At 63.3% G+C, this 25,076-nt stretch carries 23 protein-coding genes and 1 riboswitch; of the genes, 10 read left to right on the top strand and 13 right to left on the bottom strand.

What is annotated here, in order from left to right; translation table 11 throughout:
* Window positions 1–59 precede the first annotated feature (59 nt).
* Window positions 60–1,571 carry a sugar ABC transporter ATP-binding protein gene (locus NKJ40_RS10610; RefSeq protein WP_352466050.1) on the bottom strand — a complete coding sequence of 504 codons (1,512 nt, stop codon included), beginning with the start codon at window positions 1,569–1,571 and terminating at the stop codon, window positions 60–62.
* Between the two features lie 135 nt (window positions 1,572–1,706).
* Between NKJ40_RS10610 and mtnK the strand changes: the two genes are divergently transcribed.
* From mtnK to dhaL, 9 genes are all read left to right on the top strand, one after another.
* Complete coding sequence (mtnK, locus tag NKJ40_RS10605) at window positions 1,707–2,978, top strand: S-methyl-5-thioribose kinase (RefSeq protein ID WP_352466049.1); 1,272 nt, start codon at window positions 1,707–1,709, stop codon at window positions 2,976–2,978.
* Window positions 2,975–4,069 carry an S-methyl-5-thioribose-1-phosphate isomerase gene (gene mtnA / locus NKJ40_RS10600; protein WP_352466048.1) on the top strand — a complete coding sequence of 365 codons (1,095 nt, stop codon included), beginning with the start codon at window positions 2,975–2,977 and terminating at the stop codon, window positions 4,067–4,069. The genes mtnK and mtnA overlap by 4 nt, the downstream gene beginning before the upstream one ends.
* Before the next feature lie 413 nt (window positions 4,070–4,482).
* Entirely contained in the window at window positions 4,483–5,133 is a 651-nt protein-coding gene (locus NKJ40_RS10595; RefSeq protein ID WP_352466047.1) for a helix-turn-helix domain-containing protein, read from the top strand.
* A 134-nt stretch (window positions 5,134–5,267) separates the two neighbouring features.
* Window positions 5,268–5,927 carry a 2Fe-2S iron-sulfur cluster-binding protein gene (locus NKJ40_RS10590; protein ID WP_352466046.1) on the top strand — a complete coding sequence of 220 codons (660 nt, stop codon included), beginning with the start codon at window positions 5,268–5,270 and terminating at the stop codon, window positions 5,925–5,927.
* A 3-nt stretch (window positions 5,928–5,930) separates the two neighbouring features.
* A complete protein-coding gene (locus NKJ40_RS10585) occupies window positions 5,931–6,917 on the top strand; it encodes an FAD binding domain-containing protein (protein WP_352466045.1) in 987 nt (328 codons plus the stop codon).
* Between the two features lie 9 nt (window positions 6,918–6,926).
* The gene (locus NKJ40_RS10580) at window positions 6,927–9,215 is read left to right on the top strand and encodes a xanthine dehydrogenase family protein molybdopterin-binding subunit (protein ID WP_352466044.1); all 2,289 of its coding nucleotides are present in this window, start codon (window positions 6,927–6,929) and stop codon (window positions 9,213–9,215) included.
* Between the two features lie 128 nt (window positions 9,216–9,343).
* A riboswitch (FMN riboswitch) is annotated at window positions 9,344–9,490 on the top strand.
* Between the two features lie 76 nt (window positions 9,491–9,566).
* Window positions 9,567–10,040, top strand: a complete 474-nt coding sequence (locus NKJ40_RS10575; RefSeq protein WP_352466043.1) for a 6,7-dimethyl-8-ribityllumazine synthase — start codon at window positions 9,567–9,569, stop codon at window positions 10,038–10,040.
* A 69-nt stretch (window positions 10,041–10,109) separates the two neighbouring features.
* Window positions 10,110–11,117 (top strand): dihydroxyacetone kinase subunit DhaK, encoded by a 1,008-nt coding sequence (locus NKJ40_RS10570; protein WP_352466042.1) that lies wholly within the window; start codon window positions 10,110–10,112, stop codon window positions 11,115–11,117.
* Between the two features lie 9 nt (window positions 11,118–11,126).
* Window positions 11,127–11,765 carry a dihydroxyacetone kinase subunit DhaL gene (dhaL, locus tag NKJ40_RS10565; RefSeq protein WP_352466041.1) on the top strand — a complete coding sequence of 213 codons (639 nt, stop codon included), beginning with the start codon at window positions 11,127–11,129 and terminating at the stop codon, window positions 11,763–11,765.
* 179 nt (window positions 11,766–11,944) lie between these two features.
* On the opposite strand, the gene NKJ40_RS10560 is transcribed toward dhaL, so the two are convergent.
* From NKJ40_RS10560 to NKJ40_RS10545, 4 genes are all read right to left on the bottom strand, one after another.
* Window positions 11,945–12,325 carry a hypothetical protein gene (locus NKJ40_RS10560; protein ID WP_352466040.1) on the bottom strand — a complete coding sequence of 127 codons (381 nt, stop codon included), beginning with the start codon at window positions 12,323–12,325 and terminating at the stop codon, window positions 11,945–11,947.
* Window positions 12,326–12,501: 176 nt separating this feature from the next.
* Complete coding sequence (derI, locus tag NKJ40_RS10555) at window positions 12,502–12,945, bottom strand: D-erythrulose-4-phosphate isomerase (RefSeq protein ID WP_352466039.1); 444 nt, start codon at window positions 12,943–12,945, stop codon at window positions 12,502–12,504.
* A gap of 26 nt (window positions 12,946–12,971) precedes the next feature.
* Window positions 12,972–13,730 carry a triose-phosphate isomerase gene (locus tag NKJ40_RS10550; RefSeq protein ID WP_352466038.1) on the bottom strand — a complete coding sequence of 253 codons (759 nt, stop codon included), beginning with the start codon at window positions 13,728–13,730 and terminating at the stop codon, window positions 12,972–12,974.
* A 10-nt stretch (window positions 13,731–13,740) separates the two neighbouring features.
* A complete protein-coding gene (locus tag NKJ40_RS10545) occupies window positions 13,741–14,505 on the bottom strand; it encodes a DeoR/GlpR family DNA-binding transcription regulator (protein ID WP_292653840.1) in 765 nt (254 codons plus the stop codon).
* A gap of 262 nt (window positions 14,506–14,767) precedes the next feature.
* Between NKJ40_RS10545 and fba the strand changes: the two genes are divergently transcribed.
* A complete protein-coding gene (gene fba / locus NKJ40_RS10540) occupies window positions 14,768–15,832 on the top strand; it encodes a class II fructose-bisphosphate aldolase (RefSeq protein ID WP_352466037.1) in 1,065 nt (354 codons plus the stop codon).
* A 47-nt stretch (window positions 15,833–15,879) separates the two neighbouring features.
* Here the strand turns inward: fba and NKJ40_RS10535 are convergent, their stop codons facing one another.
* Genes NKJ40_RS10535 through NKJ40_RS10500 form a run of 8 tightly spaced genes read right to left on the bottom strand, consistent with a single transcriptional unit; the run spans window position 15,880 to window position 25,017 of the window.
* Window positions 15,880–16,818, bottom strand: a complete 939-nt coding sequence (locus NKJ40_RS10535; protein ID WP_352466141.1) for a sugar phosphate isomerase/epimerase family protein — start codon at window positions 16,816–16,818, stop codon at window positions 15,880–15,882.
* Window positions 16,818–18,335 carry a glycerol-3-phosphate dehydrogenase gene (locus NKJ40_RS10530; protein WP_352466036.1) on the bottom strand — a complete coding sequence of 506 codons (1,518 nt, stop codon included), beginning with the start codon at window positions 18,333–18,335 and terminating at the stop codon, window positions 16,818–16,820. The genes NKJ40_RS10535 and NKJ40_RS10530 overlap by 1 nt, the downstream gene beginning before the upstream one ends.
* Before the next feature lie 19 nt (window positions 18,336–18,354).
* Entirely contained in the window at window positions 18,355–19,395 is a 1,041-nt protein-coding gene (locus NKJ40_RS10525; protein ID WP_352466035.1) for a 2-hydroxyacid dehydrogenase, read from the bottom strand.
* Window positions 19,396–19,402: 7 nt separating this feature from the next.
* A complete protein-coding gene (locus tag NKJ40_RS10520; RefSeq protein ID WP_352466034.1) occupies window positions 19,403–20,983 on the bottom strand; it encodes an FGGY-family carbohydrate kinase in 1,581 nt (526 codons plus the stop codon).
* Window positions 20,983–22,107: an ABC transporter ATP-binding protein gene (locus NKJ40_RS10515; RefSeq protein ID WP_352466033.1), complete on the bottom strand. Its 1,125-nt coding sequence runs from the start codon at window positions 22,105–22,107 to the stop codon at window positions 20,983–20,985. The genes NKJ40_RS10520 and NKJ40_RS10515 overlap by 1 nt, the downstream gene beginning before the upstream one ends.
* Complete coding sequence (locus NKJ40_RS10510; protein ID WP_352466032.1) at window positions 22,104–23,222, bottom strand: ABC transporter ATP-binding protein; 1,119 nt, start codon at window positions 23,220–23,222, stop codon at window positions 22,104–22,106. Before NKJ40_RS10510 ends, NKJ40_RS10515 begins: the two co-directional genes overlap by 4 nt.
* Window positions 23,223–23,226: 4 nt before the next feature.
* Window positions 23,227–24,084, bottom strand: a complete 858-nt coding sequence (locus tag NKJ40_RS10505) for a carbohydrate ABC transporter permease (RefSeq protein ID WP_023676025.1) — start codon at window positions 24,082–24,084, stop codon at window positions 23,227–23,229.
* Between the two features lie 9 nt (window positions 24,085–24,093).
* Window positions 24,094–25,017 carry a carbohydrate ABC transporter permease gene (locus tag NKJ40_RS10500; RefSeq protein WP_352466031.1) on the bottom strand — a complete coding sequence of 308 codons (924 nt, stop codon included), beginning with the start codon at window positions 25,015–25,017 and terminating at the stop codon, window positions 24,094–24,096.
* Window positions 25,018–25,076 lie beyond the last annotated feature (59 nt).

Raw genomic sequence — 25,076 nt, 5'->3', positions numbered from 1 at the left:
GTCTTTACCCAACCTGAACTCATGCCCTCTCCATTCCAATTCTCATCGTCTTCCCGCCCTCAGGCTGCGCTGTGCAACGGCCCGCCCGCCACTTCGGCCAGCAGACGCTCGAGATCGATATCGGTGTTGCGGTGCTCGCCGACGATCGTCTGCTCCGACATCACCAGAATGCGGTCGGCCGTCTCCAGGGCCTCATCGAGTTCGGTGACGAACAGCAGCGTCGCGCGGCCGCTGGCGCTGGCCCGCAGCTTGCCGGCGATGTCGCGCCTGGCCGAAATGTCGACGCCCTGAAACGGCTCGTCGAGGATGAAAAGCCTTGCGCCCTGCGACATCCAGCGGGCGACCATCACCTTCTGCTGATTGCCGCCGGAAAGCGACGACATTTCGTCCTTCTCCGAGCGGCAGACGATGCCGAGCTCCTGGATCTGCTGGCGGGCAATAGCGCGTTCGATACGGCGTTTGAGAACACCGAGACGCGACATGCGGCTGTGGAACGGCAGGCTGATGTTTTCCTGGATATTGAAGTCGCCGACGATGCCGTTTTCGCCCCGGTCCTTGGCGACGAGAAACACGCCGGCGGCAATCGCTTCGCCGGTCGACGCCGGCGCATAGGGTTTCCCGTTCAGCATCATGGTCCCGGACAGCGGCTTGCGCAGGCCGAACAGCGTCTCGGCGAGCGCGGTCTTGCCGACGCCGACGAGGCCGGTGATGGCGACGACCTCGCCGTCGCCGAGCGTCAGCGAAATCGGCCTGGCGCCTTCAGCAATCCGCAAGCCGTCGGCAGTAAAAATTGCTTTGGCCGAATTCCTGGCGACGATGCGCTCGAGCTGGATCTTGCGGCCGAGCATGGCGTTGACCGCACCTTCGTAATCCAGCGGCTTCTTGTCGAAGATGCCTGAGATGACCCCATCGCGCATCGAAATGATGCGATCGGCAAGCCGCCTGATGTCAGACATACGGTGCGAAATGTAGAGAATGGCCACGCCTTGCTGGCGGAGCCGGTCGAGCAATGCGAACAGCCGGTCGGCTTCGGCACTGGACAGTGAGGAGGTCGGCTCGTCTAGGATCAGCACTTTCGGCCGGTGCGCCATGGCGCGGGCGATCGCCACCATCTGGCGGTCGGCCAGAGAGAGATCGCTGATCCGGGCCTTGAGGTCGATGGCCAGTCCCATGCGGCCGGCCACCGCCTTGGCCTCGCGACGTACCCGGCCTGGATTGAACAGGGTCGGCACGCCGCTGCCGCTCAACCTGTCGAGGGTAAGATTGGTGGCGACGTCAAGGTCTGCGACGACACCGTCATTGATGTTCTGGTGGACGGTAACGACACCGGCGCGGATCGCCTCCGCCGGCGTTTTCGGGTCGAAGTCATGACCGGCAAGCGACATCGAGCCGCCGCCATGGTCGTAGACGCCACTGATGATCTTGACGAGGGTGGATTTGCCGGCACCGTTGGCGCCCATCAGCACGGTCACTTCGCCGGCATGCAATTCGAGCGAGACGCCGCCAAGCACCTCGATATGGCCAAAGGATTTCCTCAGGCCGTCGACGCGGAACACGGCATCATTGCCCATTCGTTCCTCCCTGACCGTGACGCTATGGGCTATATCGGCAATTGTCAACACGATTGACAATTGCCAGAAGGCTTCCTAGCTTGGCCCGACCGCGTTGGCTCCGCTATCATCGGAGCACATGAGCGGGAGGTGAGGATGACTGGGAAATCGCCGTTCGAAGCACTGTCGGTCGAGACGCTGGCGGGCCGTCTCGGTGCCAACGGGTCCCTGTGTTCGCAGATCGGCAAGAATACGAGCCAGTGGAAGGTTCGCGAAGTCGGCGACGGCAATCTAAACCTTGTGTTCATTGTCGAGGGTGCTGAGGGTGCGGCCGTGGTCAAGCAGGCCCTGCCCTACGTCCGGCTGGTCGGCGACAGCTGGCCGCTGCCGTTGAAGCGTTCCTTCTTCGAATATCATGCGCTGACGCGGCAACAGGCACGGGCGCCGGGTTCGGTGCCTGAGATCTACCACTTCGATGAAGGCCAGGCGCTGATCATCATGGAGTATCTGTCGCCGCATATTATCTTGCGGCGGGCGCTGATCGAGGGCCGGCAACTGCCCAACATCGCGAGAGACATCGGCTTGTTCATGGCCCGCACGTTGTTTCGCGGCTCCGACCTCAGCATGGCGACCAAGGACCGCAAGGCCGATCTGGCGCTATTCGCCGACAACGTCGAACTCTGCGACATCACCGAGAACCTGGTTTTCTCGGATCCGTATTTCGATGCCAAGATGAACCGGCACACCAGCCCACAGCTCGATGACATCGTCGCCGAGCTGCGCGCCGACCGCGACCTCAAGGTCGAGGCGCAGCGCATGAAGCACATCTTCGCCGCCAATGCCGAGACGCTGCTGCATGGCGACCTGCATTCCGGCTCGATCATGGTCACCGACACCGAAACGCGGATGATCGACCCCGAATTCGCCTTCTACGGGCCGATCGCCTTCGACGTCGGCATGCTGCTCGCCAATTTCTGGATGGCGTTCTTCTCGCAGCGCGGCCATGAACAGGGCGGCAGCCGCGACGCCATGCGCGACTATCTGCTCGGCGTTACGGTCGAGACATGGTCGGTGTTTCGCGCCGAGTTCTCGCATCTGTGGCGGACCGAGCGTACCGGCATGCTCTACCAGAAGAGCCTGTTCGAAGATCAGGACGACAGGCTTGGCGCCGAGCAGGCGCTAGACCACATGCTGCAGTCGATCTGGACCGATCTGCTCGGCTTTGCCGGCGTCGAGGTTCACCGGCGCATTCTCGGCCTTGCCCATAATGCTGATTTCGAGACCATTGCCGATCCGGATCTGCGCGCCAGATGTGAAGCAAAGGCGCTGAAATTCGGCCGTCACCTCGCCGTCAACCGGCGCCAGATCCACAGCATCGACGAGGTCAACCAGTTGGCCGCGCTGATCGAACGGGAGAGCAAGACTTGAACGTCGGCGACCGCCACTACCGCACCATCTGGCCGAGTGACGACGGGCGTTCGGTGGAGATCATCGACCAGCGTTGGCTGCCGCATGATTTCCGCATCGAAAAGATCGATACCGTCGCCGGCATCGCCACGGCAATCCGCGACATGTGGGTGCGCGGAGCACCACTGATCGGCGTCACCGCCGCCTATGGCGTCGCCATGCAGATGGCCGACGATCCGTCGGATGCAGCACTCGACGCGGTCTGGGCAACCTTGCACGAAACGCGCCCGACGGCGATCAATTTGCGCTGGGCGCTGAACGAAATGCAGCGCTTCCTGCTGACGCTTCCCCTGGCAGAACGTGCCGCGGCTGCCTATCGACGTGCCGGCGAGATCGCCGACGAGGATGTCGGTCTCAACCGCGCCATCGGCGCCCATGGGCTCGAAATCATCAAGGCGATCGCGGCGCGCAAGCAGCCGGGCGAACCGGTCAATATCCTGACCCACTGCAACGCCGGCTGGCTGGCCACCGTCGACTACGGCACCGCCACCGCGCCGATTTATCTGGCGACGGAAGCCGGCATTCCAGTCCATGTCTATGTCGACGAAACGCGACCCCGCAACCAGGGTGCCCAATTGACCGCCTGGGAGATGGCCGGCCACGGCGTGCCGCATACGCTGATCGTCGACAATGCCGGCGGCCATCTGATGCAGCGCGGCCAGATCGACATGGTCGTCGTCGGCACCGACAGGACCACCGCCGACGGCGATGTCTGCAACAAGATCGGTACCTATCTCAAGGCACTGGCCGCCGCCGACAACGACGTGCCGTTCTATGTCGCGCTGCCGTCGCCGACGATCGACTGGACGGTGGGCGACGGGCTGGCCGAAATTCCGATCGAACAGCGCTCGCCCGACGAGGTCTCGCTGGTCTGGGGCAAGACCGCCTCCGGCGAGATCGCCCAGGTCCGCGTGTCGCCGGAAGCGACGCCGGCGGCCAATCCGGCCTTCGATGTGACGCCGGCGCGGCTGGTCACCGGCTTGATTACCGAACGCGGTGTCGCTACGGCCTCGCGCGAAGGCCTGAAGGCGATGTTTCCCGAGCGCGGATGATCCGCTTTGCCGGGAGGGCGCTGGATTTGCCTGATCTCACGATTTCTTGAACACGGCACGGTTAAAAACGCCCGTTGCCTGTCCCACATGGACGGCCGTATGCGTAGCGGCGGGGCGGCGCCCAGCGCTCGAAGCCGGGGTCGACCACGGCCCGGCGAGTGAACCAGCGGGTTACCGCGATGTCATTCAGACCGTTGCTTGGTGACGGACGGGTTCGGAGCCAGGACGAGAAGTCGGAGCCCCTGCAAACCGCGTCATGGGTCAGCTCCTCGATCGTCTTCGACAACCGGCGGTGGGCGTGCCGGGAGGCGGAGCTCCGCTGGACAGCCCCTCATCATCTGATCGTGCTGACCGAAGAAGGCGGCACGTCCCATACATCCATCCGACACGAGGCACGATCCCTTTGCGACGGAATGGACCGTCCCGGAGCCCTCACCTTCGTCCCGGCAGGCGCGGAACGACAGGGCTTCTATCGCGATGTAAACCTCTCCTACTCAGCCCTGTGGATCGATCCCGATATCAGGCTTCCCGGATGCGAACGCCTGAGGAACCTGCCGATCCTGGTGAACAAGAAGGACGCGGTCGTCGCCACGCTGCTGAGTTCGCTTCGCGACGAAATGGCACTCGGCCACAAGCCAGACACTGCCTATGTCGAGCATCTGGTCACCCTCGTCAGCCTCCGCGTGGCCAATCTGAGCCGGGAGCAACAGCGGTTTGTACGTCACGGCTGCCTCAGCCGCCGGGCACTTGGTCGCGTTCGGGATTACATCGATGCGCATATGAATTCCGACATTTCGCTAAGCGAGCTGGCAGCCGTCGCGGGCATGGCCGTCGACAGTTTTGCGCGCCGATTCAAGGCGACGACCGGCCTTGCACCCTATGCCTATGTGATCGAGGAACGGGTGCGGCGAGCGGAGATGCTGCTGCGCGAAACGGGTTTGTCGATCGGTACCATTGCCTTTCGGCTCGGCTTTTCAAGCCAGAGCCACTTCACCACGACCTTCCGGCGTCTAAGGGGCATGACGCCTCGTGCCTATCGGGTGAATTCTTCTCCAGAATCCTGATAGTGCCGCCGGTTTCTTGAAAGAAAGCCGCCACGCGCACTCCCACCTCCAGTGTCGTTAGGTGACAGAACCCGAGGGTTCGCTATCGGGTCAAGTTGCCGTCTGTGTTCTTCATTACGACTGGGAGATCATGCATGGCCAAAACGGACAACAGGAGCGGGCCGACGCGTCGGATGGTGTTGGAGGGCGGTGTTGCGACCGGGGTGCTCCTTGCTACGGGGATACCGGTTGGCGCCGAGCCGGCCGAGACCGTCACGGTGGCTGCGTCGTCCTCACCGCTACCGACGATGCCGATATCGTTGCGGATCAACGCGAAGGATCTTACCGTCGAGCTCGACCCGCGGACGACGCTGCTCGACGCTCTGCGCAACCATCTTGGCCTCACCGGCTCGAAGAAGGGCTGCGACCACGGCCAGTGCGGCGCATGCACGGTGCTCGTCGATGGGCGCCGGATCAATTCCTGCCTGACGCTTGCCGCAATGCATGAAGGCGACGAGATCACCACGATCGAGGGCCTTGCCGAGGGCGACCGGCTGCATCCGGTCCAGGCCGCCTTCATCGCCCGCGACGGTTTCCAGTGCGGCTACTGTACGCCAGGCCAGATCTGCTCGGCGGTTGGTATGCTGGGCGAGGCGCGGGCCGGCTGGCCAAGCCATGCGAGCGCCGACGTGGCAGCGGCTTCCGTCGCTCTCACCGATGCCGAGATCCGCGAGCGGATGAGCGGCAACATCTGCCGTTGTGCCGCCTATCCGAACATTGTCGCTGCAATCCGCGACGCGGCAGAGGAGGCATGAGCAATGCAGTCCTTCACTTATGAACGTGCGACGAGTGCCCAGCAGGCGGCCGCCGCGGTCGCGGCCCGGCCGGACGCCAAGTTCATCAGCGGCGGCACCAACCTGCTCGACCTGATGAAGCTCGAGATCGAGCGCCCAGCGCATCTCATCGACATCAGCCGGCTGCCGCTCGATCGGATCGAGGATACGGCGGAAGGCGGGCTCCGGGTCGGCGCCCAGGTCCGCAACAGCGATCTCGCCGCCGATCCGCGGGCGAGGTCGCGTTATCCGATGCTCACGCAAGCGCTGTTGGCGGGAGCGTCCGGCCAGATACGCAACAAGGCCTCGACCAGCGGCAATCTCCTGCAGCGGACGCGCTGCCCCTACTTCTATGACCGCAACATGCCCTGCAACAAGCGCCAGCCGGGTTCGGGCTGCGCGGCACTTCAGGGCTTCAACCGTATGCACGCCGTACTCGGCGCGAGCGAAGCCTGCATCGCGGTCCATCCTTCGGACATGGCGGTCGCCATGTCCGGGCTCGACGCCAGGATCGAGACCGTCTCGCCCGGCGGCGAGACCCGCACGATCCCGATCGGCGATTTCCATCGATTGCCCGAGACGATGCCCCATGTGGAGACCGTGCTCGGCCACGGCGAAATGGTCGTCGCGGTTGCCCTGCCGCCGCCACCGCCCGGCCGGCAGGTTTACCGCAAGGTGCGCGACCGTGCTTCCTACGCCTTCGCGCTAGTGTCGGTGGCAGCAATCGTCGAGAAAAGCGGCGACCGTATCCGAAGTGCTCGGATCGCCATGGGCGGCGTGGCAGCGAAGCCCTGGCGCGCGACGGAGGCGGAGCGCACGCTCGCAGGAGCGTCGGCGTCCGACGGTGCCTTTACCGACGCGGCCGAAGCCGCGCTCGCAGGGGCGGTCGGGCATGGCGGCAATGATTTCAAGATCCCGCTGGCGAAACGGACGATACGGCAGACGCTCGCTGCTGCCGTCGAGAGTGCGTGAGGTGACACGATGACGGAGACGAAGACCCGCGAGAACCGTGCGTCCGAACCACGCAATGGCATCATCGGGCGGCCGATCGACCGCATCGACGGTCCGCTCAAAGTGACGGGCGGCGCCACCTACGCTTACGAGAATGAGCTGGATGGTACAGCCTATGGCTACATTCTCGGCGCCGCCGTCGCCAAAGGCCGCATCGCCGAGATCGACACGACCGAAGCCGAACGGGCGCCGGCGGTGTTGCTCGTCATGACGCACCGCAATGCGCCGGCCCAGCCGGATTTCGGCCCATCGGTCACGCCGACGGTGCCGGAGGTCTTCACCCGCGCCCGGCCCGCGCTCAACAGCGATCGGGTGCGGTATTACGACGAGCCGGTCGCGCTGATCGTTGCGGAGACGTTCGAGGCGGCACGCGCTGCAGCGGGCCTCATCAAAGTGCGTTACGACGAGGAGCCGGGCGTCTACGATCTACCGGGACATATCGCCGACGCCTACGCGCCAAAGCGGACCAATGCCGGCTTCGAGACCGACAGCGTGGTCGGCGACTTCGAGCGCGCCTTTGCGACGGCGCCGATCAAGATCGATGCCACTTACGGGACCCCCTTCGAACATCACAATCCGATGGAGCCGCATGCGACGCTTGCTGCCTGGTCAGGCAACGAGCTGACGATCCGTACATCGGCGCAGACCCTCGCGAACTTCCGGGCCGGGGTCGCCAGCACGCTTCGCATCCCGCCCGAGCGGGTACGCATCGTGAGCCCCTTCATCGGCGGAGGCTTCGGCTCCAAGCTGATTGCCCATGCCGACACGATCCTGGCCGCACTTGCAGCGCGGGTGCTGCAGCGCCCCGTGAAGATCGCGCTGACGCGGCAACAGATGTTCGCCAATGCCGGTCACCGCGCAGAGATGGTCCAACAGGTACGTCTCGGCGCGGACACCGACGGGCGGCTCACCGGGATCGCGCACGATGTCTGGTCCGCAACGTCCAGCTTCGAGGAGTACTGCGAACAAACGGCAGTTTTTGCGCGCTCGCTCTATGCGGCGCCGAACCGTCTCACTCGCCATCGCCTGGTTCCGCTGGACATCAACCGCGGCGAATGGATGCGCTCGCCCGGCGAAGCGCCCGGCATGCTGGCTTTCGAATGCGCCATGGATGAGCTCGCCGAGCAGGTCGGTCTGGACCCGATCGAACTCAGGATCCGCAACGAACCGGCACAGGATCCCGAGCGCGGCGTGCCGTTCTCCACCCGTAATCTCGTCGCCTGCATGGTGGAAGGCGCCCGCCGTTTCGGCTGGGAGCGGAGAAACCCGACACCGGGCCGAACCCGGGAGGGCCGCAAGCTTATCGGCCACGGCATGGCGGCAGCGATCCGTCCGAACTACATCGGCGCGGCGACGGCACGAGTTGCGATCGACCGGGACGCTCGCGTTACGGCGCGGCTCGACATGACCGATATCGGGACCGGCACCTATACGATCCTGACCCAGATTGCCGCCGAGAGCCTCGGCCTGCCGATCTCGTCCGTCAAGGTGGAGCTCGGCGACAGCCGCTTCCCGCGTACCGCTGGCTCCGGCGGGTCCTGGGGCGCAGCAAGCGCGGGTTCGGCCTTGTATAATGCGTGCAACGTCCTCAAGAAACAGATCCTGGAGGCGGCGCAGTCGAGCGAGGCCTCGCCGTTGCGCGGCGCGAACGCCACCGAGGCAAGCTTTGCCGACAGCGAGGTCAGGATCGGCCAGCGATCGGCGAGCCTGGCCGATCTCATAGGGAGGGTCTCTCCCGACGGGTTCGAGGCCGAAGGCTCCGTAGCCGCGGGCGCCACCACCCAGTCATACAAGACTTATTCGCAGCATTCCTATGGCGCGCATTTCGCCGAGGTCGCTGTCGATTGCGATACCGGTGAAATCCGCATGCGCCGGATGCTGGCAGTGATCGGCGCGGGGCGTATCCTCAACGCCAAGACCGCGCGCTCGCAAATCATCGGCGGCATGACCTGGGGGATCGGTGCAGCGCTGATGGAGCAGACGGTGCTCGACCCGGGCTACGGCCACTTCGTCAATCACGATCTTGCCGAGTATCATGTGCCGGTCAATGGCGACGTCCCCGCGATGGAGGTCGTCTTCCTCGAGGAAGACGACGACAAGGCCAATCCGCTTGGCGCGAAGGGTCTCGGCGAGCTCGGCGTGTGCGGTGCGGGGGCTGCTGTCGCCAACGCCGTTTACAACGCGACCGGCGTGCGAGTGCGTGAATTTCCCATCACCCTGGACAAGGTGCTGCCGGCCTTGCCGGTGATCGCCATTTGACGCTGCAACTTATCAGCGCCTCCCTTGCCCTCAAAGGCGGACAGGTCGGAACGGATCGCTATTTCTGCGCCATCCGCGACGACGTCGGTGGTTGACAGCGCTATCCGGCCCTTCCATACAAACGCCGTCAATGTTCTCAGGGCGGGGTGAAAGTCCCCACCGGCGGTAAGGGTCTCGGCCCAAGCCCGCGAGCGCTTTCCGGTTAGCCGGAGGGGTCAGCAGATCCGGTGTGATTCCGGAGCCGACGGTCAAAGTCCGGATGGAAGAGAACGAATGGAAGACGATCCGCTTTCGCGGTTCGAACTCCGTATCGTGCGTCCTGATTCTGGTTCGAAACGGAAGGATGGACCCATGAATCAGCATTCCCACAACGACTATGAAACGATCCGCGTTGCCGTCATTCGGGCGCGCTGGCACGCCGATATCGTCGACCAATGCGTTGAAGCATTCGAGGCGGAACTGGCGGTTCTCGGAGAGAAACGCTTTGCCGTCGATGTCTTCGATGTGCCGGGCGCCTTTGAGATTCCCCTGCATGCAAAAACGCTTGCCGAGACCGGCCGCTATGCCGCTATCCTCGGCGCCGCGTTCGTCGTCAATGGCGGCATCTACCGGCATGAGTTCGTGGCGAGCGCGGTCATCGACGGCATGATGAACGTGCAATTGTCAACTGGCGTGCCGGTGCTGTCGGCGGTGCTGACGCCGCACAACTACCATGACAGCGCTGACCATCACCGCTTCTTTTTCGAGCATTTCAGGGTCAAGGGCAAAGAGGCGGCCAGCGCCTGCGTGCAACTGCTCGCGACACGCGAACGCATCGCGGCGTGAAATCTCCGTCGCCGGGTGGAAATCCCGGTAAGGCGCTGTAGTATCTCACGAAAACCAGGGAGGATGCCGGTGCAGACCAAGAAGATCATCAATGACGGCAACCGCTCCGTCGACGAGATGCTGGAGGGCATTCTGGCCGCGCATCCGCGCCATCTCAGAAGTGCGGACGGCAGCCCCCGCTCCATCATCGCCCGCGACGGGCCACGCCCCGGCAAGGTCGGCCTCGTCATCGGTGGTGGCTCGGGCCACGAGCCGACCTTCCTCGGCTTTGTCGGCAACGGGCTTGCCGACGCGGCCGCGATCGGCAATGTCTTCGCCTCGCCGCCGCCGGACCCGATCCTCGAATGCGCCAAAGCGGCCAGCGGCGGTACCGGTGTGCTGTTCATGTACGGCAACTATGCCGGCGACGTTATGAATTTCGACATGGCCGCCGAAATGGCGGCGATGGACGATATCGAGGTGCGCACCGTGCTGACCACCGACGATGTCGCCTCGGCGCCCCGCGACCAGAGGCAGAAGCGGCGCGGCGTCGCCGGCAATTTCTTCATCTTCAAGGCTGTCGGTGCCGCATGCGACCGGATGCTGACATTCGATGAATGCGAGCGTATCGCCAGGAAGGCCAACGATCAGACCTTCACTATGGGCGTGGCGCTTTCGCCCTGTTCGCTGCCGCAGACCCGCCGGCCGAATTTCGAGATCGGACCGGACGAGATGGAGATCGGCATGGGCATCCATGGCGAGCCGGGCATCGCACGCGGAAAACTAAAGACGGCCGACGAGATCACCGACGAGATGCTGGACAAGATCCTAGACGAGATGGCGCCGACGCGCAGCGACAAGGTCGCCGTGCTGGTCAATTCGCTCGGTTCGACGCCGCTGATGGAGCTCTACATCATGAACCGGCGGGTCAAGCAGAGGCTCGACGACATCGGCGTTTCCGTCCACGCGACCTGGGTCGGCAATTATTGCACCTCGCTCGAAATGGCCGGCGCCTCAGTGACGCTGATGCATCTCGACGGCGAATTGCAGGAGATGCTCGACCACCCTTGCGACTGCGCCATGTTCCGCGCCGGCTGAGAAAGCATCATGACCTCGATCGACTCAGCCGGCTTGAAAAGAATGTTCGATGAGATCGCGGCGGCGATCGACGCCGACAAGGACAGGCTCTGCCAACTCGACGGCGTCATCGGCGACGCCGACCACGGCATCGCCATGGCGCTCGGCTTCGGCGCGGTACGCGAGGCGCTGGCGCAACTCGACCTCGCGGCGACCGGACCGACGGCGCTGCTCAATACCGCGGCAAAGTCGTTCCTCAACGCCGTCGGCGCGTCGTCAGGCCCACTCTATGCGACCGCCTTCATGCGCGCTGCCGCCGCCGTCAAAGGCAAGGCAATTCTGGAGGATGCTGACATCATCGCCATGCTCCGGGCGATGGCGCAAGGTATCCAGGATCGCGGCAAGGCCGAGCTCGGCGAAAAGACCATGGTCGACGCCTGGCTGCCGGCAGCACAGGCAGCGGGCGCCGCGCAGGAAGCCGGCAAGACCCTGTTGGAGAGCTTGGAAACTGCACTCGCCGCAGCCGAACGGGGCGCCGAGGCAACCAAGAACATGATCGCCGCCAAGGGCCGCTCCTCGCGGCTCGGCGAACGATCGCTCGGGCATATGGATCCCGGCGCCGCGTCGGCCGTGACGATCATCAATGCGATGTGGAAAAGCCTGGCGTAGAGCGGGATACATTTAAATTGAATCGGGCATCCGCTCTATTTGATTTATCCGTATTTGTGCGACGCCAAGTGAATCCACTTGGCTGCAAAATGCTCTGGATCTAAGATGCCTGAGTCTGTGTGGTTTATGAGTTTGCGGTAAATTGGCATTGGCTGCTTTCCACCCATTGCAGCCATGCGTCACTTTTCGCGTAGTGCCTGCTTCAACTGAGCTAGCGGTGCAGTTGGGAAGGGGTATTTCCACTGTTTCATATAGCCCTCTTCGCCGTGGGCAATAAGAAGTTGTTGACCGGCTGCTAGCACCGCTCCGGCGAACGTGCGCAGGCGGCAGTCCGCATCGAAGGATAGATAGCCACTCGGATCTTTTTCTCGCGCAAAAGGATCGTCATAGGTGGTGATCTTGATGTTGAGGAACTCGCCCGAAGGCGTCAGGCGCCAACGGTATGTGCCCGGCTCGTCGTTAAAGACGGCGGTTTCAATGGTTCCGTGGGTGAGCGCGCTTAACGCAGCTCGAACAAGATCGTCAAAAGCGTCGGAGAGGTAGGAGACTTGCATGAGCATTTCGGCTCCATCTACTTCGATCGAGCAATCTGCCCAGCCTCTGCCTGCGAGAACGTAAGAGAAGGCAAGGCTCATGCAGGACCCGCGATTCTGAAACTATGTGCGTATAAAGCAGAATCGAAGACCGCTTTCCACCATCTCGGCCATTGGCGGCAGCCAGCTGATTGAGTTTCGACCTAAAGCTGCTTCGCCGCGTCGAGCCTATCGATGGCCTGGACATTGCCGGCCGACGGTCCCTTCTCGTCGAATTCCGATGCGAGCCATGCATCGACGATCGACTTGGCCAATTCCGGGCCGATGACGCGCGCGCCCATGGTGATGATCTGGGCGTTGTTGGATTTTGCAGCGCGCTCGGCCGAATAGGTGTCATGGGTGAGTGCGGCACGAATGCCGGGCACCTTGTTGGCGGAAATGGATACGCCGATGCCGGTGCCGCAAAACAGGATGCCGCGATCGTTCTCGCCGTCCAGGATGGTCTGGGCGAGCTTCTGCGACAGGTCGGCGTAGTAGCCCGCCTGGCTGAGGTCGCTGACCGTGAGGCCGGGCTTGGTGGCGAGGTGAGCGGCAATGACGTCGAGCAGCGGCTTGCCGGCGCTGTCGGCTCCAATGGCTATTTTCATGTTCGGTTTCCTTCCTGTTCGATGCTTCAGATCGCCGCCGAGGCGCATTTGAGAATGTCTATATAGCCGTCCGCCTGCCAGGCGGAACGGCCGATGAACAAGCCGTCGATATGAGACTGTCCGATCAGTTCGGCGGCATTTTGCGGATTGACGCTGCCGCCATAAAGCACCGGCGGCACTGCCGGCAGCAGTTCGCGGGCGATTTTCTTGATCAACGCCTGCTGTCTGCCGGCATAGTCCGAGCTTGCCGGAATTCCCTTGTCACCGATCGCCCAGACCGGCTCATAGGCGAACAGGATAGTCGCCGCCTTGGCCGCGCCTTCGAGAAACTGCAGCGCGCCGTGCACCTGCAAGGCCAGCACCGCATCCGCCTGCCCGCTGTCGCGTTGAGCCAAGGTCTCGCCGACGCAGATGAGTGGCACGAGACCGTGCTTCACCGCCGCCGCAGTCTTCAGCCCGACAGCCTTGTCGGTCTCGCCGAAATGCTCGCGCCGTTCGCTGTGGCCCAACTCTACCATATCAAGTTCGCAGTCTTTCAGCATGACCGGCGAGATCTCGCCGGTCCAGGCGCCGGCGTCGACCCAGTGCATGTTTTGGGCGCCGACCTTGATGCGCGTCGGCGATAGCGCTTTCTTGACCTCGCGGACTGCCGTGAAGGGTGGGATGACGAAGGGCTGGATGCGCTCGTCGAAACCGGGGACGAACTCGGCCAATGCCTCGGCGAAAGCCATCGCCTCGGCGAGCGTCTTGTTCATTTTCCAGCTGGTGCCGACCCAGTAAACCATGCGTGCTCTCCTACTCTGCGATCACTGTCAGCGAAACGCCAGCGCCATCTAGCGCCGCGCGCATCTGCGGCTGCGGCTCGCGGCCGGTGAAGACGGTATCGAAAGCCTTGAGATCGGTCAGGAAATGCAAGGCGGTGCGGCCGAATTTGCCATGATCGACCAGCAGATATTTGCGCGCGGCTGCGGCCATCATCAGCCGTTTGGTCTGGACCACTTCCTGATCCTGATGGAAGGCAGAGGCACCATGTATGGCCGATGACGACAGGAAAGCGACATCGGCGCGCAATGATTTCAGCGTGTCCTCGGCGAGCAGGCCGAAGAAGCCGTGGAACTTCTTGCTGTACTGGCCGCCGAGCGCAATCAGGTTAATCCCGGCAACGCCCGCCAAATCCTGGATGACAGCCAGGTTGTTCGAGATCACCGTCAGCGGACGCAGATCGGCAAGGTGCCGAGCAACGCCGCCCGCGGTTGAGCCGTCGTCGATGATCACTGTCTGACCCGGTTCGATCATCGTCACGGCGGCGGCAGCGATGCGCTGCTTTTCATCGCCGGCCAGCCGCTGGCGGTAACGGAAATCGCTCTCGAAAAGGCTGCTCGGCTGGATCGAGGCGCCGCCGCGCACCTTGCGCAGAAAACCGCTTTCCTCGAGCTCGTCGAGATCACGGTGGACAGTCATCTTGGAGACGCCGAAGCGCGAGGCAAGATCGTCGACACTGGCGGTGCCGGTGTCCATCAGAAAATCCATGATGCCTTGCCGGCGGCCGTCGCTCTTCATTTCCGCGGCTTCCTCGTGCAACCCGAACGCACGTTCCGAGATATAACAGAAAACGTCGCACAGCCACCAAATTTTTTGTGATAATGTTATATATCTATGAGATATCATGACGCTTCTGGTCGCGTGCTGTAACAAGAATTGCTGCCGGCCGAGCGCCCAGCGGTTGCGGTGCCGCGGAAATCCGGCCAGAAGCATCAGGGGCTCGACGACAACCGAACAGCCCGCAAACACTGGCTCGAAACCGGATACGGGAGACTACTGAGTGGCTCGCATCACACTGAGACAATTGCTCGATCATGCCGCCGAATACGGATATGGCGTGCCTGCCTTCAACATGAACAATATGGAACAGGGCCTCGCTATCATGGAGGCCGCCGAGGAGACCAAATCGCCGGTTATCCTGCAGGCGAGCCGCGGCGCGCGGGCCTACGCCAACGATGTCGTGCTGGCCAAGCTGATCGATGCGCTGGTCGAAATCCATCCCGATATCCCGGTCTGCATGCATCTCGACCACGGCAACAACGAAGCCACTTGCGTCACCGCGATCCAGCACGGCTTCACTTCGGTGATGATGGACGGATCGCTGAAGGAGGACGGCAAGACGCCCGCCGACTACGCCTATAATTCCGGCATCACCCGCCGCGTCGTCGACATGGCGCATTGGGGCGGCGTGTCGGTGGAGGGCGAGATCGGCGTTCTCGGATCGCTGGAGATGGGCGGCGGCGAACAGGAAGACGGCCATGGCGTCGAGGGCGTCATCAGCCACGACCAGCTGCTGACCGATCCGGTGCAGGCTGAACAATTCGTGCGCGACACCCGTGTCGATGCGCTGGCAGTCGCCATGGGCACCAGCCACGGCGCCTACAAGTTCAGCCGCAAGCCGGACGGCGCTGTACTGGCCATGAACGTCATCGAGGAAATCCACCGCCGCTTGCCTAACATGCATCTCGTCATGCACGGCTCGTCCTCGGTGCCGGAGGAGTTGCAGGAGATCATCAATAAATATGGCGGCCAGATGAAGCCGACATGGGGCGTGCCGGTCGAGGAGATCCAGCGCGGCATCAAGCATGGCGTGCGCAAGATCAATATCGATACCGACAACCGCATGGCGCTGACCGGCGCGATCCGCAAGGTGCTGACCGAGAACCCGAGCGAATTCGATCCGCGCAAATATCTGACGCCGGCAATGGCAGCCATGCGGAAGCTGTGCAAGGAGCGCTTCGAGCAATTCGGCACCGCCGGCAACGCTCCCAAGATCAAGCCGCTGCCGCTGCCGGAAATGGCCAAACGCTACAAGTCCGGAAGCCTCGATCCGAAATTTGGCTGACATATTCCGGTTCTGAGCAGGAGCCGCCTCGGCTCCTGCTCATCCCATCATGCTCGCGGCAACAGATCGGCCCTGCCGGTCTCGATGAAGGGCGCCCAATAGTCGACCGACTCGCGGATCATGGCGACGACCTGATGGTCGACCGGCTCGCGCTCGCGGAACGACAGTTCGAGGCAGATCTCGTTGTCGATGCCGCCGCCCCGGCGAATCGTCTCCAGCAGCTTTTCCGGCGTGATGCGGCCGTCTTTGTTGTGGGCGGCAATGAACGGCCAATGGCCACCCTTGTTCATCGACGATTGCTTGATGTGGATGATCGGCGATTCCTTTGGAAAAGCTTCGGCCCAGGCATAAGGGTCGATGTCGTCCGGATTGCTCGACGTCACGTCGCCATGGTCGATGTCGACCATCATCTTCATGGGGACGGCCATGCCGGCCGCCTCGATCTCGCGCTGCAGTGCCCGGCAGCTCTCGATCGTATGGCCGAATTCGCGGCCGACCGACATCGGCTCCCAGAACAGGTAGGTCAAGCCTGCTGCTTTGGCATGCTCGGCGACCTCGCGCCAGCATTCCAGCGCGATCTCGAAAAGCCGCGCGCGACGCTCGGGATCGTCGTAGTCACGATGGGTGAAGATCGCGAATTGCGTGCCCATGCCGGCAGCGCTGAGTTCGGCCGAAATTTCGGCAAAGGTCTTGAACCAGTCGACGTAGTAGCGGCGCACCTCGGCATCGGGATGGCCGAAATGATTGAGCCGGCCGTAAGGGCCGGTCATCGCGGAGGTCACGCGCACGCCGGTTCGGTTGAGAGCGGAGCGGAACAGGCGGATGAATTTGGCGATCGTCGCCGCCGGCCAGCCGGGATTGACGAACTCGTGCGTGAGCTGCACGTCGCGGATGCCGATGTCGTAGGCGATCGTATCGATCAGGTGGTCCGGCTCGGCAAAACGGTTGACCAGCGGATTGGTGTTGAGGGACAGCGTAAAATCCATCAGCCGGCCTTCGCCAGCCGGCTCGAGCACCAGTCCTCGAAGGCGGTTCTTTCCGCGGCGGACAGATGCAGGCCGTGCTTGGTGCGCCTGTCGAGAATATCGGCGGCGGTCTCGGCCCATTCGCGCTCGAGCAGGTAGTTGGCTTCGCGCTCGAAAAAATCCTTGCCGAAGCGCCGGCCCAGTTCGGCGAGCGAACCGGCCGCGCCGACCAGATCACGCGTCCTTGTGCCGTAGAGTCGGCCGTAATGCTTAGCCAGCGATGCCGGCATCCAGGGATATTCGTGGCCGAGGTCACCGAGGAACTGCTCGAAATCGGCATTGGCGATATCGCCGCCCGGCAGATGCCCTTTCGACGTCCACGGCTTGCCCATCTTGGGAAAGAACGGGGCGACGCGGTCCAGCGCGTGCTCGGCCAATTTGCGGAAGGTGGTGATCTTGCCGCCAAAGACGGAGAGCAGCGGCGCCTGCCCTGCCGAAGCGTCGAGTTCGAAAATGTAATCGCGGGTCACCGCGCTCGGATTGTCGGCATTGTCGTCATAGAGCGGCCTGACGCCGGAAAACGAGTAGACGACGTCGCTTCGTGCGAGCTGGCGCTTGAAGTAGCGATTGACTGCCTTGATCAGGTAATCGATCTCGCTCGCATCGGCGGTCACGTCCTCCGGCCGCCCTTCATAGGGAATGTCGGTGGTGCCGATCAGCGCGAGGTCGTTCTGATAGGGATTGATGAAGATCACCCGCTTGTCGCTGTTCTGAACGAGATAGGCCTGCCGCCCTTCCCAGAATTTCGGCACGACGATGTGGCTGCCCTTGACCAGGCGCACGTTGCGCCTGGAGTTCTGGCCAGCGACGCGGTTGATGACGTCATTGACCCAAGGACCGGCGGCATTGATCAGCGCCCGTGCCCGGACTGTGGTCCTGACGCCGGTTCGACCTTCGCGCATCTCCACCGACCACAGGCCGTTTTCGCGACGGGCGGCTATGCAGGCGGTGCGGGTGAATATCCTGGCACCGCGCTCGGCGGCGTCGAGCGCGGTGATGACGACCAGGCGGGCGTCGTCGACCCAGCAGTCGGAATATTCGAAGCCGCGCTTGAAGGCGTCCTTGATCGGCGCGCCTTCGGGTGCGGTGCGCAGGTCGAGCGTACGCGTGGGCGGCAGTCGCTTGCGGCCGCCAAGATGGTCGTAGAGGAACAGGCCGAGCCGGACCAGCCAGGCCGGCCGGTCATCGGGGCTGTGTGGCAGCACGAAGCGCATCGGCCAGATGATGTGTGGCGCGGATTCGAGCAGCACCTCGCGCTCGATCAGTGCCTCCCGTACCAGGCGGAACTCGTAATACTCGAGATAGCGCAAACCGCCATGAACGAGCTTTCCCGATCGTGAACTGGTGCCCTCGGCGAGATCGTCCTTTTCGCAGAGGATGACCGACAGCCCCCGGCCCGCCGCATCGCGCGCGATGCCGGCGCCATTGACGCCGCCGCCGATGACGAACAGATCGACGATTTCGGTGTCGCCGCTCATCTCGCTCTATGCCCTGCGGTCAGCATGGGTTGACCGGCGGCAGGCCGGCGATGAAGCGGCGCACTTCCTCGGCCGCCTGCTCGGCCGCGTAGGTCACGGTGCGTACCGACGCGCCGGCGATATGCGGCGTCAGCGTCACGTTCGGCAGCTGCAACAGCGGCCAGTCGGCAGGCACCGGCTCGACGGCGAACGTCTCCAGCATGGCACTGCCGATGTGTCCCGAGACGAGCGCCTCATAAAGCGCATCGTAGTCGACCAGCGGTCCGCGCGCGGTGTTGACGAAGATTACCCCGGGTTTCATCCGGGCGATGGCGTCCTTGCCGATCAGACCGCGCGTCTCTTCGGTGACCCGGGAGTGCAGCGTGACCACATCGGAGCGCGACAGCAGATCGTCCAGCGCAACCAGCTCGACGCCGGCATTGCGGTCCTCGGCGCTCAATTGCACATAGGGATCGCAAACCAGGATGCGGCAGCCGAACGCGCGCAGCAGCCGAACCAGCCTGGTGCCGATATTGCCGTAGCCGATGACGCCGACGGTCATTTCGTTGAGCTCGCGGCCGGTGCGGTCGGCGCGGTAGAGATCGCCGCGCCACTCGCCCTTGCGCAAGGCTTCGTGGCCGACGCGGATCAGCCGCGTCTCGGCGAGAATGGCGCCGATGGTGAACTCGGCCACGGCGCTGGCATTGCGACCGGGCACATTGACCACCGTGATGCCATGGGCCTTGGCGGCCGCCATGTCGATGTTGATCGGCCCGCCGCGCGATACCGCAACCAGCTTGAGCGTCGGCAGGCGCCGCATCATGCTTTCGGAGAGCGGTGCAAGCTGGGTAACGAAAATTTCGGCATCGCCGATGAAATCCACCACCTCGTCCGGATCACCGAAATATTCCTTTACCTTGTCGAGGCCGAGCGCAGGGTTGCCGAATTGCATCGGCTCGTCGGGCCAAGCGGTCTCAACGGTGCGGATGTCGAGATTGTCGCCGCAGGCCGCCTCGATTTTCTCGCGAAACACGTCCGGAAGCATGAAGCGGTCACCGATGATCGCAATTTTTTTGCGCATGCTCTTCTCAATTCACGTCAGTTTGTCTGGTCACGTCAGTTTGCCTGGATGCGGCCATCGAACGCCAGACCGGCCGCAGCGCCTCATGCGCCAATGCGTAGGACGGAGCAATCGCCTCATAGGCGGCGGCAAGTTTCCGGTCGCTGGGCTCGGCCGCACGGAGCAAAGGCGTGACCCATTCACTGACGCAATCGTCCATCGATGCGTACTGGCCGACGCAGACCGCAGAAATCATTGCAGCGCCCGCAGCACCGGCCTCCTCGCGCTCGCTGGTGCGAATGTCCGCGCCGACCGCAGCACCCAGGATCTTGCGCAGCGCCGGGCTCCTGGCCGCTCCGCCGGTCAGGCGAATTTCCTTGGGCAGCGGCCCCATGGCGGCGTAGCAATCGCGTGCCGCGAAAGCCAGCCCCTCGAACACCGCACGAACCATGTCGGCATAGCCGTGCCTGGACGAAATGCCAACGAAGCCGGCCCTGGCATTGGCATCGACGAACGGGCCGCGCTCGCCGGCCTCCGAGACATAGGGCTGGTAGAGCAGCGAGCCTGGCTCGGACGACGATATCCACTGGTCGACCAGCGCGATCATCTCGCCATTGGTCCGCGTGATACCTTGCGAGGCGAGAATGCCGGAGGCGAGGCCAAGGACCCAGTCGATATTGAGCGTTGCCGCCATGTTCGACTGCATCTGCGCAAAAACGCCCGGTGCCGGCATCGTCATCGTGTAGCCGGTTGCAGCCTCGTTGAGCAGCACCTCGTCCGGCGTTTCGGCAAGCCGCATATGCATTCCGGTGGAGCCGATGATCGAGCATCCCGGCTTGCGCTCGCGATCGAACAGGCCGGCGCCGAGTGCCGTGCAGGCGACATCGACATAGGCCAGAACGACCGGTGTGCCGGCGAGCAGGCCGGTTGCATCGGCTGCTGCCGCCGACAGTGCGGTGCTTTGCCTGGTGCCATCGACGATGGGCGGCAGTAGATGCCGGAGATCGGTGACGCCGAGTACCTCGAGCACATCATCGCAATAGCCGCGCGTGCGGAAGTCGCCGAAGGTGAAGGTTCCCTCGGACGGGTCGGTGGCGCGGTGACCGGTCAACTTGAAATAGAGCCAGTCCTTGCAGTGGAAGGCCGTCGCTGCATTGGCAAGCATCGCGGGCATGTGGCGCTTCATGAACACGAACTGCGATCCCTGCTGGCAGGCAGCGAGCCCGCTGCCGGTCTTTTCGAAGCGCAGCCGGTCCTCTGGCCGCGCGCGGATCTCCTCGACGACCGCGGCAGCGCGCGCGTCGAGCCACAGCCAGCCCTTGGCTACCGGCTCGCCATCCTTGTCGATCAGCCAGGTACCGTCGCCCTGACCGGTCACGGCGATGGCAATGGTCCGGCTGGCGAGATCCGGCACCTTGTCGGCAAGCTGGCGCAAGGTCGTCGCGGTATCGGCCCAGGTGCGTGTCAGGTCCTGCTCGGCGCCGCCGCCCGGCAGTGTCTCGTATTTATTGGGCAGCGCGGCGGACGCGATCTGCCTGCCCGCCGTGTCGAAGGCGACGGATTTTATGACAGACGTGCCGGCGTCGATGCCGATCAGCACATCCTGCATCAAGCAAGCTCCGTGCCGTGCGAAATGGCATTGCCGCTCGCCTGATCGAAGACGTGAAGGTTTTTCGGATCGATGCTGATCTTGATCGGTGCACCGAGCTCCAAGCGGGTTCGGTCATGTTCGACCAGGACCAGCGAACCGCCGGCGAAATCGGCGGCGATATGGGTCTGGTCGCCGAGCCATTGATTGGCCGAAACCGTCGCCGGCACACCATCCTTCGAGCGGCGGACCGCATAGGGCCTGACGCCGATGACGACGCGCTGGCGGTTGAGCAATTCGTCGCGAACCGGGCCGCTGAACGCATCCTTGTCGTAGTCGAGCGAAAGCCCGTCGGGCAGCTTGAGACTGATCTTGCCGTCAGCTGTGCCGACATAGGCCTCGAAGACATTCATCGGCGGCTCGCCGACGAAGGTGCCGGTAAACAGGTTTGCCGGCCGCTCCTTGAGCCTGTCAGGCGTGTCGAACTGCTGCAGCACGCCGCCCTCCATGACGGCGATGCGGTCGGCAAGCGCATTGGCCTCAGTCTGGTCGTGGGTGACCAGGATCGCGGTCAGGCCGCGCTCCTTGATGAAATGCTTGATGCGGCCGCGCAGCACGGCACGAAGCTGCGGCTCGAGCTGGCCCATCGGCTCGTCCAAAAGATGCAGGTCGGCCTTGCGGATCAGCGCCCGGCCGAGGCTGGCGCGCTGCTGCTGGCCACCGGAGATGGAGCTGGGGTAGCGTTCCAGAATGTCCTCGATCTCGAGCAGCTTGGCGATGCTGGCAACTTTCGCATCTACTTCGCTCTTCGGCAGCCTTGCCGCCTTGAGGGCGAAGGCCATGTTTTCGCGCACCGTCAGCGGCGGATAGAGCGAATAGCCCTCGAAGGCCATCGCGACGTTGCGCTTGACCGGCGGCAGCATGTGCACCTTGCGGCCGGCGACCGAAATCGTGCCTCGCGAGACCTCTTCGAAGCCTGCGATCATGCGCAATGTCGAAGTCTTGCCGCAGCCGGACGAGCCGAGCAGCGCCACGATCTCGCCCTTGGCGATTTCCATCGTCACGTTCTTGACGGCGTGCACGCCCCTGTCGATCGGTCCGTAGAACTTGTCGACGCCTGAGAGGGTGATTGCGCTCGGGCTCATGCCGCTTCTCCACTGCGCAAATTGACGACGTTTTTCGAGCCAATACGCTCGCCGCTTGTCCGATCGAACAGCAGGGCGCTTTTGCTATCGACGGCGATATGCGCCCTGCCCTCGGATTGGCCCGGTGTCCCGGACGGACGCGAGACCAGGATTTCACGGCCGCGCACGGTGCGCACCAGCGTGACGATCTTCTCGTTGAGCGGAGTCTCTGCCTCGACCGTCACCGGAATGGCGCCCTGAGTGCCTTCCTCGACGAAGGCCAGCGCCTCCGGCCGCAAGCCTATCACGCAGTCGCGGCCGACCGCCGCCTCATGCGCCCCGGCCAGATGGACCTGGACATTGGAGAGGCCGACATAGATGCCCTTGGCGTCCCGGGACGGCTTGACGTCGAGCAGGTTGATGGTCGGGTCGCCGAACAGCCGGGCGATCTCGACGTTGGCCGGCTCGCGATAGATCTGCTCGGGCGTGCCGAGCTGTTTGACGACGCCCTGCGACATCACCGCGATGCGGTCGCCGAGCGCCATCGCTTCCTTGTAGTCCTGGGTGACGTAGATGACGGTCGCGCCGCGATCGGCGAGCAGCCTTGGCAGTTCGAGGCGCATCTCGAAGCGCAATTTGGCATCGACGTTGCGCAAGGGGTCATCGAGCAGCAGAAGCGGCGGCGAGCCGACCAGCGCGCGGGCAAGCGCGGTGCGTTGCTTCTGGCCGTTGGACAGCGCCCGCGGCTTGTGGCTGAGCACATGGCCGATTTTCAACAACTTGGCGACGCTCTCGACGCCGGTCTTTATCGTTCCTTGCGACGAGTGCTTCGCCTGCAGCGGCGTCGCAATGTTGTCGAACGCCGTCATATGCGGGAACAGCGCGAAGTTCTGGAATGCCATGCCGACGCCGCGGAACTCGGCGTCGAGATCGGTCATGTCCTCGCCGCCGATGAGGATCTTTCCCTCGTCGGGGTCGATGACGCCGGCGACCAGCCGCAATAGCACCGTCTTGCCGGCGCCGGACGGTCCGAACAGGACCAGCGTTTCGCCGTCGGCGACGGTCAGCGACAGATTGTCGAGAACGGTCTGGCTTTTATAGCGCTTGACGATGTTTCGCAGTTCGAGGCTTGCCATCGGACTATCCTTTCACCGCGCCAAGCGACAGGCCTTCGACGAGATAGCGTTGCGCATAGAGCGCGAGCGCCAGCGTCGGCGTGATCGACAGCACGATCGCCGCCGAGATCTGCCCATACTGGATGCCCGAGGACGTGATGAAGGCGAGTGCGCCGACCGTGACCGGCTGCTTGTCGGCCGAGGCGAGCACCAATGCAAAAACGAAGTTGTTCCAGGCAAAGATGAAGGCGAGCAGACCGGCAGCGGCGATTCCCGGACCGGCGAGCGGGAGCGCGATCTTGCGAAAGGTGGCAAACCAGGAATGTCCGGCAATGCGGTAGGCGTATTCGATGTCGGCCGGGATATCCTCGAAATAGCCGCGCACGATCCACAGGATCAACGGCAGGCAGATCAGCTGATAGACCCAGATCAGCCCGATATAGGTGTTGGCCAGCCCGAGCTTCTGGAAATAGAGGGTGAGCGGCAGGAGCACCAGCAGCGCCGGCGCGAACCGGAACGACAGCAGCGTGAAGGCAATGTCCTCCGAGCCGCGGAATTTGTGCCGCGCAAAGGCGTAGGCCGCCGGAACGCCGAGCAGCAACGCGACGGCAACCGAGGTGACCGACAGAAAGACGGAATTCCACAGATTGCGCATGAAGGCGATGTCGAGCGTGCCGGCTGCCGTCATCAGCTTGCCGGTGATCAAGGCAGTGTAGTTGGCGAGCGTCGGCTCGAAGACAAGCTGCGGCGGAATCCGCAGGATTGTCTCGTTGGTCTGGAACGACATCATCAGGATCCAGACGATCGGGAACATGAAGAAGATCACGACCAGCGCCAGGGCAATGCCGCGCAGGATGCGTTCGAGAAGGGAGGTGTGTTCCATGCCAGCCTCCTATGCCTGTCCGCGGGCGCGTTCGCGGAGCCGCAGCCAGTTCTTGATGAAAATATTCGAGAGGAAATAGGTGATCGCCCACAGAATGATCATCAGCGCTGCCGAGCGGCCGACATTGGTCGACTGGAAGAAGTTGAGATAAGCCTCAACCTGGAACACGGTCAGCGTATCGCCCGGACCGCCCTGCGTCATGGCATAGATGATGTCGAACTGCTGGATGGAATCGAGCAGGCGGAACAATGTCGCCGTCAGGATATAGGGGGTCAGCATCGGCAGGGTGATGCGGAAGAAAACGAAGCTCCTCGGCACGCCGTCGAGTGCTGCCGCCTCGAATGGCTGCGTGGGCAGGCTGCGCAGGCCAGCAAGCAGCAGGATCATGATGAACGGCGTGTAGACCCAGATGTCGACAAGCACGACGGTGAGCAGTGCCGTCGACGGGGACGAGGCCCAGCGGAAATCCTGCAGCCCGATCAGGCTGGCGAGATAGCTGAGCACGCCAAAGCCGGGATTGGTCATCAGCTTCCACATCAGCGCGGCGAGCGCCGGCGCGGTCATCAGCGGCATCAACAGCATGATCGAGATAAAGTTGTTCAGCGTCGAGCGCTTTTGCAGCAGCATGGCGATGCCGAGACCGAGAAGCAGCTCGAGCCCAACGGTGATGCCGGCGTAGAGCAGCGACACCTGCAGCGTGTTCCAGAACTTCGGGTCAGTGAAGAACGAGATGTAGTTGTCGCCCCAGTTGAACTGCCGCGCCCAAGGCTGGCTCAATCGGTAGCGCTGGAAAGAATAGACCACCGATGTGAAGAACGGGATCAGGATGCCGATGCAGACCAGCAGGGCCGGCAAGCTGAGGAGATAGGGCAGCACCCGCTTGCTGATCCTGAAGCCCGACGGCCTGTTTCTTTGTGTTGTCGCCGCAGTCATCTGCTGCTCCGTCATCCTGTTGCTTCGCCGTCCCGGCCGCCCAAGGGAGCAAGGCGGCC

It is taken from the genome of Mesorhizobium sp. M0119 (assembly GCF_040322615.1).
GTDB lineage: Bacteria > Pseudomonadota > Alphaproteobacteria > Rhizobiales > Rhizobiaceae > Mesorhizobium.
This window is presented reverse-complemented; position numbering and strand designations above follow the sequence as displayed.

Coding starts and splice junctions, on each gene's coding strand:
- NKJ40_RS10610 (WP_352466050.1), bottom strand. CDS start 1,571: ATGGGCAATGATGCCGTGTTCCGCGTCGACGGCCTGAGGAAATCCTTT.
- NKJ40_RS10590 (WP_352466046.1), top strand. CDS start 5,268: ATGGCCAAAACGGACAACAGGAGCGGGCCGACGCGTCGGATGGTGTTG.
- derI (WP_352466039.1), bottom strand. CDS start 12,945: ATGAAAATAGCCATTGGAGCCGACAGCGCCGGCAAGCCGCTGCTCGAC.
- NKJ40_RS10550 (WP_352466038.1), bottom strand. CDS start 13,730: ATGGTTTACTGGGTCGGCACCAGCTGGAAAATGAACAAGACGCTCGCC.
- NKJ40_RS10560 (WP_352466040.1), bottom strand. CDS start 12,325: ATGCTCATGCAAGTCTCCTACCTCTCCGACGCTTTTGACGATCTTGTT.
- NKJ40_RS10500 (WP_352466031.1), bottom strand. CDS start 25,017: ATGACTGCGGCGACAACACAAAGAAACAGGCCGTCGGGCTTCAGGATC.
- mtnK (WP_352466049.1), top strand. CDS start 1,707: ATGACTGGGAAATCGCCGTTCGAAGCACTGTCGGTCGAGACGCTGGCG.
- NKJ40_RS10535 (WP_352466141.1), bottom strand. CDS start 16,818: ATGGATTTTACGCTGTCCCTCAACACCAATCCGCTGGTCAACCGTTTT.
- NKJ40_RS10595 (WP_352466047.1), top strand. CDS start 4,483: ATGGACCGTCCCGGAGCCCTCACCTTCGTCCCGGCAGGCGCGGAACGA.
- NKJ40_RS10545 (WP_292653840.1), bottom strand. CDS start 14,505: ATGAAGAGCGACGGCCGCCGGCAAGGCATCATGGATTTTCTGATGGAC.
- NKJ40_RS10585 (WP_352466045.1), top strand. CDS start 5,931: ATGCAGTCCTTCACTTATGAACGTGCGACGAGTGCCCAGCAGGCGGCC.
- NKJ40_RS10530 (WP_352466036.1), bottom strand. CDS start 18,335: ATGAGCGGCGACACCGAAATCGTCGATCTGTTCGTCATCGGCGGCGGC.
- NKJ40_RS10515 (WP_352466033.1), bottom strand. CDS start 22,107: ATGAGCCCGAGCGCAATCACCCTCTCAGGCGTCGACAAGTTCTACGGA.
- dhaL (WP_352466041.1), top strand. CDS start 11,127: ATGACCTCGATCGACTCAGCCGGCTTGAAAAGAATGTTCGATGAGATC.
- NKJ40_RS10525 (WP_352466035.1), bottom strand. CDS start 19,395: ATGCGCAAAAAAATTGCGATCATCGGTGACCGCTTCATGCTTCCGGAC.
- NKJ40_RS10520 (WP_352466034.1), bottom strand. CDS start 20,983: ATGCAGGATGTGCTGATCGGCATCGACGCCGGCACGTCTGTCATAAAA.
- NKJ40_RS10505 (WP_023676025.1), bottom strand. CDS start 24,084: ATGGAACACACCTCCCTTCTCGAACGCATCCTGCGCGGCATTGCCCTG.
- NKJ40_RS10580 (WP_352466044.1), top strand. CDS start 6,927: ATGACGGAGACGAAGACCCGCGAGAACCGTGCGTCCGAACCACGCAAT.
- NKJ40_RS10575 (WP_352466043.1), top strand. CDS start 9,567: ATGAATCAGCATTCCCACAACGACTATGAAACGATCCGCGTTGCCGTC.
- NKJ40_RS10510 (WP_352466032.1), bottom strand. CDS start 23,222: ATGGCAAGCCTCGAACTGCGAAACATCGTCAAGCGCTATAAAAGCCAG.